16 protein-coding genes are annotated in these 12880 nt (G+C 64.7%); 5 read left to right on the forward strand and 11 right to left on the reverse strand.

Translation table 11 applies throughout. The annotated features are described in order from the left end of the window. Nucleotides 1-2 precede the first annotated feature (2 nt). The 8 genes from BH708_RS03930 to BH708_RS03970 form a co-directional block, all read right to left on the reverse strand. Nucleotides 3-680, reverse strand: a complete 678-nt coding sequence (locus tag BH708_RS03930; RefSeq protein ID WP_076806789.1) for a hypothetical protein — start codon at nucleotides 678-680, stop codon at nucleotides 3-5. 503 nt (nucleotides 681-1183) lie between these two features. Continuing rightward, on the reverse strand, nucleotides 1184-1600 hold the full coding sequence (locus tag BH708_RS03935) for a hypothetical protein (protein ID WP_076806791.1): 417 nt from the start codon (nucleotides 1598-1600) through the stop codon (nucleotides 1184-1186). Next, nucleotides 1597-1977 carry a hypothetical protein gene (locus BH708_RS03940; protein ID WP_076806793.1) on the reverse strand — a complete coding sequence of 127 codons (381 nt, stop codon included), beginning with the start codon at nucleotides 1975-1977 and terminating at the stop codon, nucleotides 1597-1599. Before BH708_RS03940 ends, BH708_RS03935 begins: the two co-directional genes overlap by 4 nt. Beyond that, a complete protein-coding gene (locus BH708_RS03945; protein WP_076806794.1) occupies nucleotides 1974-2195 on the reverse strand; it encodes a hypothetical protein in 222 nt (73 codons plus the stop codon). Before BH708_RS03945 ends, BH708_RS03940 begins: the two co-directional genes overlap by 4 nt. Further along, nucleotides 2192-2494 carry a hypothetical protein gene (locus tag BH708_RS03950; protein ID WP_076806796.1) on the reverse strand — a complete coding sequence of 101 codons (303 nt, stop codon included), beginning with the start codon at nucleotides 2492-2494 and terminating at the stop codon, nucleotides 2192-2194. The genes BH708_RS03945 and BH708_RS03950 overlap by 4 nt, the downstream gene beginning before the upstream one ends. Nucleotides 2495-3270: 776 nt before the next feature. Beyond that, nucleotides 3271-3501 carry an AlpA family transcriptional regulator gene (locus BH708_RS03960; protein ID WP_076806799.1) on the reverse strand — a complete coding sequence of 77 codons (231 nt, stop codon included), beginning with the start codon at nucleotides 3499-3501 and terminating at the stop codon, nucleotides 3271-3273. A gap of 291 nt (nucleotides 3502-3792) precedes the next feature. Continuing rightward, complete coding sequence (locus BH708_RS03965) at nucleotides 3793-4197, reverse strand: hypothetical protein (RefSeq protein ID WP_157235730.1); 405 nt, start codon at nucleotides 4195-4197, stop codon at nucleotides 3793-3795. A gap of 437 nt (nucleotides 4198-4634) precedes the next feature. Beyond that, nucleotides 4635-5087 carry a tyrosine-type recombinase/integrase gene (locus BH708_RS03970; protein WP_076806803.1) on the reverse strand — a complete coding sequence of 151 codons (453 nt, stop codon included), beginning with the start codon at nucleotides 5085-5087 and terminating at the stop codon, nucleotides 4635-4637. Between the two features lie 267 nt (nucleotides 5088-5354). Here BH708_RS03970 and BH708_RS20245 point away from each other — a divergent pair, with 267 nt between their 5' ends. Next, nucleotides 5355-6002 carry a hypothetical protein gene (locus tag BH708_RS20245; RefSeq protein WP_076806804.1) on the forward strand — a complete coding sequence of 216 codons (648 nt, stop codon included), beginning with the start codon at nucleotides 5355-5357 and terminating at the stop codon, nucleotides 6000-6002. Nucleotides 6003-6027: 25 nt separating this feature from the next. Next, on the forward strand, nucleotides 6028-6327 hold the full coding sequence (locus BH708_RS03980; RefSeq protein WP_076806806.1) for an Lsr2 family protein: 300 nt from the start codon (nucleotides 6028-6030) through the stop codon (nucleotides 6325-6327). A gap of 123 nt (nucleotides 6328-6450) precedes the next feature. Here the strand turns inward: BH708_RS03980 and BH708_RS03985 are convergent, their stop codons facing one another. Further along, a complete protein-coding gene (locus BH708_RS03985) occupies nucleotides 6451-7254 on the reverse strand; it encodes an alpha/beta fold hydrolase (RefSeq protein WP_076806808.1) in 804 nt (267 codons plus the stop codon). A gap of 19 nt (nucleotides 7255-7273) precedes the next feature. Further along, nucleotides 7274-7849 (reverse strand): TetR/AcrR family transcriptional regulator, encoded by a 576-nt coding sequence (locus BH708_RS19735; RefSeq protein WP_076806810.1) that lies wholly within the window; start codon nucleotides 7847-7849, stop codon nucleotides 7274-7276. 105 nt (nucleotides 7850-7954) lie between these two features. Between BH708_RS19735 and BH708_RS03995 the strand changes: the two genes are divergently transcribed. The 3 genes from BH708_RS03995 to BH708_RS04005 all read left to right on the forward strand — a co-directional run bounded on the left by BH708_RS03995 (nucleotide 7955) and on the right by BH708_RS04005 (nucleotide 11072). After that, a complete protein-coding gene (locus BH708_RS03995; protein ID WP_172805735.1) occupies nucleotides 7955-9553 on the forward strand; it encodes an NAD(P)/FAD-dependent oxidoreductase in 1599 nt (532 codons plus the stop codon). Further along, entirely contained in the window at nucleotides 9550-10350 is an 801-nt protein-coding gene (locus tag BH708_RS04000) for an SDR family oxidoreductase (protein ID WP_076806813.1), read from the forward strand. Before BH708_RS03995 ends, BH708_RS04000 begins: the two co-directional genes overlap by 4 nt. 437 nt (nucleotides 10351-10787) lie before the next feature. Next, complete coding sequence (locus BH708_RS04005) at nucleotides 10788-11072, forward strand: EthD family reductase (RefSeq protein WP_076806815.1); 285 nt, start codon at nucleotides 10788-10790, stop codon at nucleotides 11070-11072. A 304-nt stretch (nucleotides 11073-11376) separates the two neighbouring features. Here the strand turns inward: BH708_RS04005 and BH708_RS04015 are convergent, their stop codons facing one another. Then, nucleotides 11377-12201, reverse strand: coding sequence for a metalloregulator ArsR/SmtB family transcription factor (locus tag BH708_RS04015; protein ID WP_076806818.1), 825 nt, complete (start codon nucleotides 12199-12201; stop codon nucleotides 11377-11379). Between the last annotated feature and the right edge of the window lie 679 nt (nucleotides 12202-12880).

Genomic DNA, 12880 nt, shown 5'->3' on the forward strand with positions numbered 1-12880 from the left:
GGTCAGGCTCCGATCTGCGAGACGGACAGTCCCCAGCGACGGGCTTCGCGGCCACGGGCCACGGTCCCGGCGAGGTGTTCGTCAGCGGCACTGACGGCCTCGGCAACGGCCAGATGGACGCCAGGGGAGATGTAGTCCTCCCCGTCGACGACGAGGTGCCTGCTCCGGCTGTCCCCGGCGACGAGGACGCGGGACAGCGGGTCTCCCTGGTCCTCGGTGAGTCCTGCACGGTCTGCTCGGCGAACGATGGGCAGGGAGTAGGACTCCCACGTCTCAGTCGCGGCCTTCAGCTCGGCGATGCCCTCGGCGATCTTGATTCGTGCTGCCTCGGTGGCATCGGCGTAGGTGTCGTGGTGAGCCTTCAGCCCGTCGGCCTGATCGTCGGCGAGTGCATCGAGCTCGGCCTGATCAAGGGCAGACTTGGCGGCGGCGAGGATGCGATGCTCGAGGTCTTCCAGGCGGTTGGCCTTGCGAGGGATGTCCCGCTCGGTCAGGTCTGCCAGACGATCGGTGTCGACGACCAAGCTGCCGTTGGCGATCTGCGTCTGAAGGTCGGTCTGCTCCTGCTCCAGCTTCTCCAGGTCTCGGCGAGTGGAGGCGATGGCCTCCTGGACGTCCTTCACGCTCTTCTCGGCGGCGAGGATGGACTGGGACTTGGTGGTCTTGGTCTTGGCGGTCATGATGATCTACTTCCTGTTGTTGGTGTTCTTCTACTCGGACGCCTTGGACGCCTCGGTCGCTTCGCTCCCTCGTCGCCCTCGTCGTCCTCGTGTTCTTGCTTCTTCAGCGGCGAAGGGCTGAAGGGCTAGAAGCTGTGGGGCCTTCGGCCCCGCTAGCTCAAGAGGATGGGCGGCGCTTCGCGCCGCTTCAGCGAAGGACTGAAGGACTCCTGTCCTTCCTGGCCTAGAAGGACCTGAAGGTCTTCTTCTTCTCCTCGCCGCCCTCGTCGCTGGGCTAGCTGGTCTTCTGTTCTTCGCTGACACTTGCTCTTCGCCGCCATGGTCCAGGTGCGCGATGCGGGTCCGGGTGCCGGAGACGCGCCCTGTGTGGTGCGGGCGCGTGCCGGATGCCGGATGCCGGGGCGCGATGCTGGAGGATGGGTCAAGATGCTGTCCCCTATAGATAAGGGATATGTCCTTGACCAGCAACGATGCTCAGAAAACCGTCAGATTGTGACCGGATCTCAGGGCGTACCGTGGTTCCTCCCCGGCCCCGGATAGCCGATCCCGTGGACCCATCGCTTCGCGGCGAGGTTCTGGCCGTACTGGGAGCCGTCCTCCGCACCGTTGATCCATACGTGCCGGGAGTTGGTTGGGTCATCGAGCAGACCCAGGGACCTGCCCTTGACGATGGCTCTCTGGACTCCCCGGTCGCCACCTCCGACGATCGACTCCAGCTCTCCGGGCTCGAAGATCGCGTGGCCCACAGAGTCGGCCCGATCCGTCGCGGCGAACCAGATTGCCACCTCTCGGGGCATTCCCTCGGTCGCGGCGAATTTACGTGCCTGATGCGCGAACAGCTTGGCGAAGCGGGTACGTCCGTCCAACCAAATCTGCAACGCCTCGCCCCCTTCCGGTTCGGTGATCTCGATATCGCTCATGCCGCGCCCTCCTCGATGACCTCGACGCGGGGCAGATGACCACCTGCACGGCGATCCTCCAGACCCTCCCCAACCCCGCGTGCGAGCACGTGCCGGGGCATCACGACGATTGGCCGATAGACGGTTGCGTGTTCGGCGAACGCGCCCGCCGCCTTCAGGTGCTCGACGGCCTTACGGATCTCGGGCACCTCGCTCGCGGCCTTCTCCTCGGCCTCCCCGGTCAGGGCTCGGAGGTACCCCGGTCGGTCCGTGACGTCCCAGACGCCGAACTCGTCGGCATTCTGGAGCGTGAGCACGAGTAGCACCATGGCAAGGCTGGCGCCGCTCTTCTGGAGCTGTTCGACGTGATCCGCGATGCTTGCTCGACTTGCCATCATTCGTTCCCCTCCTCGGTGTTGTCGTCCTGCCGTCGGCAGAACATGCTTCGTAGCTCGGCGATGCCCTCGTCGTCGACGAACAGCAGGGCCGCGATGAGGACGGCTGCGTCGGGATGGAGAGATTCTCGGCCCCGCAACAGCCATAGGGCCTCGTCCCTCAGCAGGGTTACGTCGACGGTGGCCGGCCTCGGCGTGGTCCATGGAGCTTCCGCATTCATCGGCCACCGCCTCCGTAGCCTCCGAGGATCAGGTGGGCCGGAGTGCTCGAGGAGTCCAGGAGTCCCTGGGCCACGGCCTGACTGATGGCGGCCTCCAGCTCCCACTCGGTGCAGGGGTACTCATCCCGTGGCCGGGTGAGCATCCGCTGCAGTGCCGCCTTGCTCGGTGGGCACCACGAATAGTCGGTCTCGGTCTGCCCGCCGTTGACGATTACGGCGACGTGGACCAGGTGCGGTCGATAGGTGTTCTCGATCCTCAGGTGCTCGACGTAGCCGTCCAGCGGATCGCGGTCATGCATGGCGGTCTCCTTCGTCCGGGCAGGGGGTAGCCCGGTCGGTTCGTGTAGGAAGTCATCGAGAGCGACGTGCTCTCCAGGAAGTCAGGCGGGCTGGAGGGCTCCGGCATCGGGAACGCTGTCCCCGCTCGACATAGCGGCCCGGTGGGAGTCACGCCGGGGTCCGTAGTGCCATACGCCCCGTGCGTCGCTCCAGTATCGAGACGGGCCACCGTTCCGGAGGTCCAGGCACTCTCGAGCATCGCCAGGGCCGCGACGGTGACGCATGAACGGCTTCTCTCCGCTGAACGTCTCGTGGCAGGCTCCGCAGTGCCAGAACCGCGTCCCGTTCTTCAGCTCGGTCCCGCAGGTGCAGTGAGGGTGAGCCGTGTCGGGAGCAGCCTCGAGACGGTGTCCCCACTCGTGCCAGGAGAGCTGTCCGACGTGCTCCGGCCTACTCGTCCCGTCGGCGCATTCGTCGCACTCCGCACGGAGATGGGCCAGCGTCCGCTGGTATGGGGTCAGGCGCTGGGACGGCTCGACATTGCGGCCCTCGGCAGGCTCCTCCTGGCCCGTGGTGTCGATCCGCTCTCCGACGGCGACAGGGCCAGGATCTCCCAGCACGTGCCCGGTCCCGTTCTCCAGCGCACGGAGCGCCTGAAGGCGAGTCGGGAACCTGCCGACCTCCGTCCCGGCGAGGGTGACGACGTAGCTGTTCGTTTCCTCCTCGTGCGAGATCGCGTGTCCACGGCTCCGCAGTGGACTACCGGACGCCACGCGCTCCGCGCTTGCGTCCTCGCTCATCGTCCGGCCGCCACGGGCTCGACGGCCTGAGCCTCCAGCCACGCCTCGATGTCCGCACGGGCGTAGAGGATTGATCGCCCTGCCGTCACATAACGGGGACCGGTGCCCTTCCATCGAAGGTTGGCCAGGGTGCCAACGGGGATGCCGTACTCGGCCTCGACCCGCTTCGGCTTCAGGTAGACGGCGGGGGAATCGGCAACGGTGCCGGAGTTGAATGTGACGGTCATGGTGGTGTACCTTCCAGGTGACGGATCGGATCAGCCGGTGCTTCCAGGCGTAAGGTTGATCCAGGGTTGACCGGGGCCGCGGTTGCGTACTCCGGCTTTCTTGCTGTCCACGTAGGCTACGTGGACCGTAAGTCGGACGCGCCAAACAGGACGCCTCCCCAGGTCACGGCAGAGATGCCAGCGCGTCCAGGCTGAGGTGAGGATCGGCTGTGATCCCCTCTCACTAGAGAGGGACGATCACGAGGGCATCCGTGACCCCATCGGCGACGTGACGGTTCTGTGAAGGCTCCCTCAGGCGAGCTCGAGCACTCCGTCCAGCTCCTCCCACAGTCTCGGCAGTGCCGGATGCCCGTCGACCTCGAGAAGGCCGACGCCGTACGCCGGCCTCTCGTGCTCCTCCCAGAGCGGCACGGCAGGACCACCGTCCAGCGGCACGTCGTCCTCCCAGTCCTCCGGTCCCCACGGCGCTCGGCCGATCACGTAGCGACCACCGTCCAGCAGCTCGACCACGGCGAGTCCGAGGATCCTCAGCTCGACGTCCAGTAGGTGCCGTGATCTCCACCAGTCCTCGATCGCCTCGAGGGTCAAGTCCTCCGGTGCGCAGTGCAGGCCTACGCCCACTCCCTCGGCGACGTCGACAAGGGCGGCGTGATGGGTGGCCAAGATGACCTCGGTACGGCTGTTCAGTGTGTTCATGCCGAGGACGCTACGGCCCGAAATGTCGGCCCTCGGCGGCGGGTGAGCGACTGCGCCAGGGGATCAAGCTTCAGGGCGATGGGGTACACCATGGCGTCCTGGTCCTGGTGCTCGGTCACGGGTAGGTCACGGTTGGCGGCAAGGAGATGTAGCAGGGGATGCACGGGTCCGTTTCTACTCTGTGCTTTGCGTGTCTACTCTGTGTTTTGTTCGGGCACTCCCCTGCCTTCAGGTGATCCAAGATGAAGGCTAGGCACTCTCCAGACCTGGTCACGTAGGCACCTCGAGTCACCGTCGATCATCGCCAAACTACCTGCCCATGAATCCGTCGGTCGCGGGTTCAAGCCCCGCCTGGGCTACGTTGTAGCTGGTCATAGTCGATCCCGATCAGGTACTCGGGATGTCGAACCGGCCAAGTTGCACCTTTGTTGCACCTTTCAATGCGAGCCCTTGGCCCGCGACAAGCCTGCCTCCTCGAGCCGGCGCTTCACTACTTGCCTGATCGAGTGCAACGTCATGTCCGGGAACCCGGCCGCATCGAACGTACGTCGCAAGGACTTCTTCATCGCGTCATGATCCGGCATCCCGAGTCTGCGCGGAGTCGGGGAGACGAACTCGCACGCACTGTCGGTCGCCGACCTCAGGCGGACGAGCTCCTTGCGGAGCGCCCGTCTCCTCTTGAGGACCTCCACCGCGGCAGGCGTCATCGGCAGAGTCCGATACGACAGAGCGTTCTCGAGCATGGGTTCCCATTTCAGTCCCTCGCCCTTGCGTCGCATCACCAGGCCGGAGATGGTGACGCTCGCGGGATCGGAGTCGAGATCCACATCCGCCCATCGGATCGAGTTGAGTTCGTTGATGCGGCGTCCCGTTCTCGACCGCAAGAGCAATGACGTCGCGTGCCCCCGAGCTGGTCGCGTACGAGTTCTCGTCGATTCGGTTCAGCAGGGGACGGGTATCCCGGTCATTGGACACCCGCGAGCGGTTCTTCTTGGCCTCCCGATCTTCCGGGAGGTCGCCACGTCGACGAAGTCCACGTGGCGCCGGCTTCGCTGGATGCGCAGCAGCTCGAGGTCGTGGTCACCGGTGTGATCTAGGGGACCTCCGGGGAAGACAGTCGCATCCTGCGCAGCCTGGAGCGCTGCCTGGATCCGGCCATGACCCGCAAGGTCGACTTCATCCGCTACCTCACCACCCAGATTCGCCGGGATCTGGCCGACAAGGTGCGCGTGGCGATCGGCGATCCGCAGGTCGCGCCCCGTATCCGCCGCGTCGCCCGCGCGCTGCCCGCCGGCGCGTCACTGGAGTCGATTATCGACCGATACAACCTGGTCCACTCCCGCGATCGCATCTCCACCACTCGGGCGATCCGCGCGCTCACGGCCGCCGCGGCCATCGAATGGACCGCCCTCCGAGACGTCTTCGAGGTCCGCGATGCGTACCCCATTCCCGAACACCCCGACATCCGCCAGCTCATCGAGCACGGTCGCCGCGCCCACACCGCCCGCGGTGAACTGCTGCAGCTGATCGCGGACGGGATCCTCACTCCCTGGGAGGGGCCGGTCGCCGCCGCCACGGCGGGCGAGAAGGCGCCGCTGCGCCTGACCCTCGATCAGCTGGTCACCGCCGGCCCCGGCATCGGCCAGGCGAGGGCCCGGGATATCACGGCGCAGGTCGTCCATGTCCTGGGCACCACGGAGGCGCACACCACCATGGGCGCGTCACTCTCGGCTATCTCCTGGACGAGCGGGCTCGAGGCGAGAGGCTGCTGGCGGTGCTGGACGCCTTCATCTCCCACGGACTGATCCGCGAGAACGCAGACCTCCCGGTGTGGACCGGTTTCCCCTTCACACCCCGCCCCGTCGACGTCGGACCAGTACGGTCACTATCGCACTGGACGGTGTCCGTTACGAGATCGACTTGAACGACGAGAACGCATCCGAGCTGCGCTCGAAATTCTCGAAGTGGACGTCACCCGCTCGGCGCGTCGGGGGCCGCGCTAAGCGCGGAACGGGCAAGAGGAACGAGACGAAGCTGATCCGCGACTGGGCGGTGCATAATGGATACGATGTCTCCGATCGCGGACTTACCCCCGCCACGGTTCGGGAGGCATACGAGAAGGCTATCTAACCAGGCCAGGCGTATTCGTCGGACGCGATCTTGAGCTTCTATATACACGCAGCCGACGGAACCCTATCCACGAATGGCAAAGAACTCGATTTCGCGCTGGCCATCTCGACCGTGTGCCCGCGTTCACAGTCGATGCCTTGCAAGAAATCCGCCTATGTCTCTAGCCCATTCCTCAACCTCGGTCCCAGCGAACGCGTGACCAGCGTTTTCATAATCACGTAGCTCAGCTCCCTCGATCAGGTCAGCTAAATGGCGGGACGTCGACGGCAGAACCATGCGGTCTTGTCCCGCAACAATCACAAGCACAGGAATCCTCAAAGATTCGACAACCGTCGAGATGTCGAGATCCATTGAAAGTCGATATTGGGCACTCGCGCCGGAAGGGATCGTTCCCGCCATAGCATCGACTATCTGTTCATGCTTGTGCCGGGAGAGGTCGTTCATCATGTCTGGTGCGAAGCATGACTGGAAAATAAGTCTGGCGCGGGCTGTCGGGTCCGGCGATGATCCAAGAGCCTCGAACAGCGCGATGTTGTCCAACAATTGAGCGTCAGCTCGGGAAAATCCGGCGGTGAGCACCAATGCGGAAACTCGCTCGGGGTGGCGCGACGCAGCTGTCACTGCGACAGCAGCACCGAGGCTTAGCCCCACTATCGGAAAGCTGGAGAATCCTGCGGAACTTCCGACGGCCACCAGTTCGTCGGCGAGCGATTCTAGGATCAGCCGGCGGTCGGACAGCGGACGGTTCCCAGAACCTGGATAGTCCAGACCGAGGAGATGGCGGGAACTCGCCAAGTGGGTTGCTAAGGCGGCGAAGTTCCCTTTAACTCCTCCACCTGCCCCATGGGCAAGCATCAGCGGCGGCCCCGTTCCTATTGATAGAGCTCCGCGATTGTCTGTGTTGATCGTCCAGGAGAGTTCTGTCATTCTAGTGCTCCTACGCTGGTCACCGGTCGGCCATCAATCGCAGCCCGGCGATATGGACATCGATCATCCAGTCGGTCTGGTCGGGCAGCAGCTTCGCGGTCAGATCGGGCAAGGGTCGGGACAGGGCGATGATGCCGGCCACGAATCGATGGGGCTCGAGGTCGGCGGGCGCGAAGCCCTCCGCGGCGGCCTTTTCGAGGAGCCGCTCGATCGGTCTCAGGTCTCTCTCTCGCATCCCCTGCAGGAAGTCTTCCGCGCGGCCCTCGGCGGCGGCGAAGTCCGATCCGCTCGACGCCAGCGGGGCAATGCCCATCGCGGCGAGGCGATGGGTGGCGTCCCTCCAGGCCGCTTCCGGATCGCCGTCCCACCGGGCGAGGGACTCCTCGACGATGGCCATCGTGCTCTTGTGGAGCCGCCCGACCACGGTCATGATGAGCTTCTCGCGATCCGGGAAGTGGCGGTGCATCGTCGCCACCCCCACCTCCGCGCGCTGAGCGATGGCGCGGAGCGAGACGTCGAAGCCGCCCCGCGCCCGGTACATCTCGAGCGCCGCCTCGATGATGCTGTCGCGATTGGCCCTGGCGTCTGCCCTCATGTTCCTGCCTTCCAACTCTGCGGTGCTTGCCGATCGACACCTGGAACACTACACTCCATTTGCAAACGGAGCAACGTGTTTCATTTACTGGAGGAGGCGTGCATCGTGTCCGAACTCATCGGTGGCCACCGAGGAACCGACCGGCGCGACAGGGTCCCCGTCGCCATCGTCGGCGGCGGCCCCGTCGGGCTCTCGCTGGCGCTCGGCCTCGCGCATCACGGTGTGCGGTCGGTCCTGGTCGAGAAGAAGGTACGGACGGACGCGCGCTCCCGGGCGCCGGGAATTCATCTGCGCACGCGCGAGATCCTCCGCCGATGGGGCGTCGAGGAGAGACTCCTGGCGGAGGGGACCTTGCGCGAGAGCGTCGAGCTCCATACGCGGTCCGGGCGGTCCTTGGTGTCGATCGACTACTCGATCCTGGACTCGGAGGCCGATCGTCCGGGGGTGCTGTTCCTCGAGCAGGCGCAGACCGAGCAAGTGTTGCTTGACGCGGTGCGAGCCAGCGGACTGTGCGAGGTCCGGTTCGCCACCGAGGCGGTCGAGCTCGAACAGGACGCCGAGCGTGCGGTGCTCACCTGCCGCGACGGCGAGTCCCTCCGAACGGTCGAGGCCGACTTCGTCGTCGGCTGCGACGGCGCGAAAAGCTTCACGCGCAGAGCGCTTTGCCTGCCGTTCGAGGGCTCCACCTATTCGATCCGGGCGATGCTCGTGGATCTCCGCGTCGACGACGACCGCGACGCGCTCCCCTGGCCCCGCATCTGGAACGGGTCCGGTGGGCTGACCGTGGCGGCACACCTCCCCGACGGCGCGTGGCGTCTCATGCACATGGAAAGAGGACGGCCCGACCACGACGAGGAGGTCGGCAAGCCGGAGGTCGAGCAGCACATGAGGCGGACGCTCGGCGCCGGCGCGTTTGAGGTCGAGTGGGCGAGCCAGTTCCGGCTCCACCAGCGGGCGGCACCGACATACAGAGTCGGACGCGCCCTGCTGGCCGGGGACGCCGCGCACGTCCACAGCCCTGCGGGTGGCCTCGGGATGAACGCCGGCATCCAGGATGCGCACAACCTCTGCTGGAAGCTGGTCACAGCGTTGCACGGCGGCGACGCGGAGAGGCTACTTGCCTCGTACGACGTCGAGCGCCGCTCTGTCACAGCCAAGGACGTGACGCGCCAGGCCGACCTCATGACTCGGGGCTTCCTGCAGACCCCGGCGGCACTGCGCATGCCCCTGTTCTGGGCGGTGCGACGGATGCTCGCCGTCGCGCCGATCCGCAGGGCGCTGCTTCGACGCATGACCATGATCGCGCTTGCCTACGACAAGTCTCCTCTCCTGCGGCCGGGCTGCTCTGCAGTCGGCGCACGCCTGCCCAACCCCCTGATCGCACGCGCCGACGGCAGTCGGGCCCGGCTCTACGACATAGCGTCGGACGAGCCGTTCCTGATCCACGTCGCCGACCGGAGACGCGAGGCAGTTGACACGCCGCTGGAGGTGATCCGAGTCGGCGTCGACGGGTATGACGAGCCTGCCGGACTCCTGCGGCGGATCACAGGAGGTCAAGAGGGATACATCCTCGTGCGCCCCGACCTCCACATCGCATGGGTCGGGCAGGACCACGACGACCTTGACGAGATCGTCCAGATGGCTCTAGGTACGCACCCGAGCGCAATCATCGAACCGGTCGGACAGCAAGGAAGAGCACGATGACATTTCGAGACCAAGTAGTCGTCGTCACAGGAGGAGGGGGTGGGATCGGTCGTGCAATGGTCCTCGACCTGCTGGGTTGCGGCGCGCAGGTCGCTGCCCTGGACATCCGCCAGGACGGTCTCGAGGAGATCACCAACCTGGCCGCGGCCGGTGGCCGTCTGTCGACCCATGCCGTCGACGTGAGTGACAGAGCCGGGGTGCAGGGCGTGGCGGAACAAGTGCTCGCCCGGCACGGATCGATCGACGGAGTCATCCATAACGCCGGCATCATCCAGCCGTTTGCGCGTTTCGTCGACCTCGACTACGAGGCGATCGACAAGGTCGTAGCCGTCAACATGTACGGGACGGTCCACGTGGCCAAGGCGTTCCTGCCCCACCTCATGACGAGGCCCGAGGCCCGCTTCGCCGTCGTCTCCAGTGCGGCGTCGTTCCTCCCGCTCACCGGACAGGGCATCTACGGCGCTACGAAAGCTGCCGTCAAACTGTTCACCGAAGGGCTTCGGGCCGAGCTCTCGGAGACCGGCGTGAGCGTGTCGGTCGTGATCCCGGGTTCCGTAGCGACAGACATAGCATCCAACTCGGGGGTGGACATGGGCTCGCGCTTCGAGTCCGACAGCAGGCGTTCCTCGGCGACCACCGCTGAAGCGGCCGCCCGAATCGCACTCGATGGCATCGAAGCCCGTCGCATGCACGTGCTTGTCGGCCGCGACGCCGGCCTCCTGAATTTCGCCAGCCGCATTGCTCCGAAGCTCACCACTCGCCTCGTCGCCAAGCGGCTCAACCAGCTGTTGCCCTGAACAGCGACCACAGTCGCCACCAGCACCCGCACAACACCGCCGGCCACCGAGAAGGCACCGGCGGCGGCGCTCCTCCGAGTAGGTTTTCCGAGCCATGGTTCATGTTTTCGCTTCCACTGGCAGATGTTTGAATCAGGGTGTCCACAATCAAAGGGCAGGACCCGTCATCAGTGGTGTTGGGTCGGCACGTCTGGATGACTTTGTGCGCAGTGATGTGTTGGCCGATCCAGGTAGTTCGAGGGAGGTGATACCGTAGAATGTCGCCAGGTTCTCGCTTGAGAAAGGCAGGCTTGCACCTCTATGAGGGAATCCGACTCAGCTTCTTTCGAATCTCGCCTACTTACACCATTGTTGACGAAGATCGTTTATAACACCTTTTAAGCCGGAATGGCGGTCTGGTCAATTGGCCATCTTGATCAGTTTGCTACACTGTGCACATGATCCGGGTGACGTTCCTCTATTCGAAGACCGACGAGTCGACGTTTGACATGGACTACTACACGTCGACGCACATGCCGATGCTCGCCGCCGCGCTCGGCGACGACTGTCGGAGTTGGGGCGCTGACAAGATCACCCGCGGCCCGTACGAGGCCATTGGATGGGCGCTCGTGTCGAGCACCGAAGCGTTCGACGCAGCAACCGAGAACGGCGACATCAGTGCAGACGTCGCCAACTACTCGAACGTGCGCCCCGACGTGGTCGTGGGAGATGTTGTCAGATAAATTTAGAGCACGAGGGTTGAGATCGCGGCCAGTGGAGGAGATCGGCGTGGGGGCGCAACTGCTGGGTCGCTGGGTCCAGCAAGAACGCGAGCGTCGTGATCCAGCACCGGCCCCGGATACGCCCTTGACCGGACAGGAGCGGGAAGAGCTCAAGCAGCTGCGTCGGCGGGTCCATGACCTGGAGCGGGACAACGAGTTCCTGGGAAAAGCAGCAGCCTTCTTCGCGTCGAAGCCACCCGGGCGGAACGGTTCGAGTTGATGGACTCGGAGAAGGCGGACTACGAGTCCCTCGACCAACAGCACTTTACCCGTTCTTCGCCATGTGCGAGGCACGGTCCTCTGCATGAAACTCCCATGGTTCTTGCGGTAGCACATCGCCCGTTTCCATCAGCGTCTTGAGGTTGGCCAGCACTGCGGGCCACCCCTGCCCGACGCCATGGAGCTCGTCCATGCTCGTCAGCGAGGTATGGGTGACGGTGAGTTTGATGATGTCGCTGCCCGGCTCTATCTCGAATGCGACCACGCTCGGCTCAAGCGTCGAGTCGTCGAAGCGCTGAGGGTCATCGAAACCGAAGACGAGGCGGCGGGGACGATCGAACTCGATAACCCGCCCGGAGGCGTCAGCGATCCCTGAGCCGTCGACGCGGACGTGATCGACCCTGCTTCCGATCTGCCAGTCGGAGACCTGCGAGTGTCCCCAGAATCGGCCGGACAGATCACGATCGGTAAGTGCGTGCCAGACCTGTTCAGGCGTAGCTCGGATGTAGGTGGTATAGATGTAGTCGGGCACTGTCTCCGTCGTTGATGCAGTCATCGCGTACTCCTCGGCACGTTGCTTGATGGCAGAGAGGGCCGCGAGTTGCGACTCCTCGAACTTCCAGATCCAACGATGCTGGATCTCATGGATGGGCACGGGGTTCAGGTAGTGCAGCTTTCGCCGCCCCTCACGCACCGATGTCACAAGCCCCGCTGCTTCCAACAGGTCCAGATGCTGGCTGACCGACTGACGGCGCATGTCCATACCCTCACAGAGATCGCCCAACGTCAGGCCCGACCGCTCGTGCAGCATGTCGAGGAGCCGACGCCGACCGGTATCGGCGAGTGCCTTGAACACCATGTCCGCTTCCATGACCTCATCATGCAGGCATATGCCTACATCTTTCAAGCCTTCGGCAAAACTCGCCTAAACAGCCCGCGCATGGCTACGGCGGTCTCATCCGACACCGTTTGTCGCCCAGAGCCAGCACCACCCGGGCTATGGCTTGGGAGGGTGTCGGCCAGAGTTGACACCGCTTGATGTCGGACGAAACCGGCGAAGCCACCGCGCAACACGACCACGGCCGGATAAAACGCAATCGCTGGAAGCAGGATCCGCTTGGTCCGGTCCCGCAGGTACGAACGCGAACCGTCCTTGCGCAGAACCATCGCACCAAGTAGCCGGCCAGCGCCATGAACAACGTCGTCCGGAACAGGTGGATGACCGCTGTGACCGGGTTAGCGAGCAGGCTGGACTCGGCATCGGCCACCGCCCACTGGGTGTCGACCTGGAACGGCAGGAGGGCATGCAGCACAATCCCGAGTAGCTACGCTCCCCCTCGCAGGCCGTCCACGCAGCCGTCGGGTCGGGCGTTCGTCATGACCCTGCTCTAATGAGACATCGCCGACTGATTCCGCCGAGCGACTTTGTTGGTACGATCGTGTCGCCATGAGTTTGACGGTAGCACGCAGTGATTACCTGCGTCGAGTGCGCTTGTCGACGCCGGTGCTGCAGCGGGTCCGGTGCCTTCGCCACCCCAGGCGGCGAAGGC

Source organism: Brachybacterium sp. P6-10-X1 (genome assembly GCF_001969445.1).
Lineage (GTDB): Bacteria > Actinomycetota > Actinomycetes > Actinomycetales > Dermabacteraceae > Brachybacterium.

Coding starts and splice junctions, on each gene's coding strand:
- BH708_RS03930 (WP_076806789.1), bottom strand. CDS start 680: ATGACCGCCAAGACCAAGACCACCAAGTCCCAGTCCATCCTCGCCGCC.
- BH708_RS03935 (WP_076806791.1), bottom strand. CDS start 1,600: ATGAGCGATATCGAGATCACCGAACCGGAAGGGGGCGAGGCGTTGCAG.
- BH708_RS03940 (WP_076806793.1), bottom strand. CDS start 1,977: ATGATGGCAAGTCGAGCAAGCATCGCGGATCACGTCGAACAGCTCCAG.
- BH708_RS03945 (WP_076806794.1), bottom strand. CDS start 2,195: ATGAATGCGGAAGCTCCATGGACCACGCCGAGGCCGGCCACCGTCGAC.
- BH708_RS03950 (WP_076806796.1), bottom strand. CDS start 2,494: ATGCATGACCGCGATCCGCTGGACGGCTACGTCGAGCACCTGAGGATC.
- BH708_RS03960 (WP_076806799.1), bottom strand. CDS start 3,501: ATGACCGTCACATTCAACTCCGGCACCGTTGCCGATTCCCCCGCCGTC.
- BH708_RS03965 (WP_157235730.1), bottom strand. CDS start 4,197: ATGAACACACTGAACAGCCGTACCGAGGTCATCTTGGCCACCCATCAC.
- BH708_RS20245 (WP_076806804.1), top strand. CDS start 5,355: ATGACCCGCAAGGTCGACTTCATCCGCTACCTCACCACCCAGATTCGC.
- BH708_RS03985 (WP_076806808.1), bottom strand. CDS start 7,254: ATGACAGAACTCTCCTGGACGATCAACACAGACAATCGCGGAGCTCTA.
- BH708_RS19735 (WP_076806810.1), bottom strand. CDS start 7,849: ATGAGGGCAGACGCCAGGGCCAATCGCGACAGCATCATCGAGGCGGCG.
- BH708_RS04000 (WP_076806813.1), top strand. CDS start 9,550: ATGACATTTCGAGACCAAGTAGTCGTCGTCACAGGAGGAGGGGGTGGG.
- BH708_RS04005 (WP_076806815.1), top strand. CDS start 10,788: ATGATCCGGGTGACGTTCCTCTATTCGAAGACCGACGAGTCGACGTTT.
- BH708_RS04015 (WP_076806818.1), bottom strand. CDS start 12,201: ATGGAAGCGGACATGGTGTTCAAGGCACTCGCCGATACCGGTCGGCGT.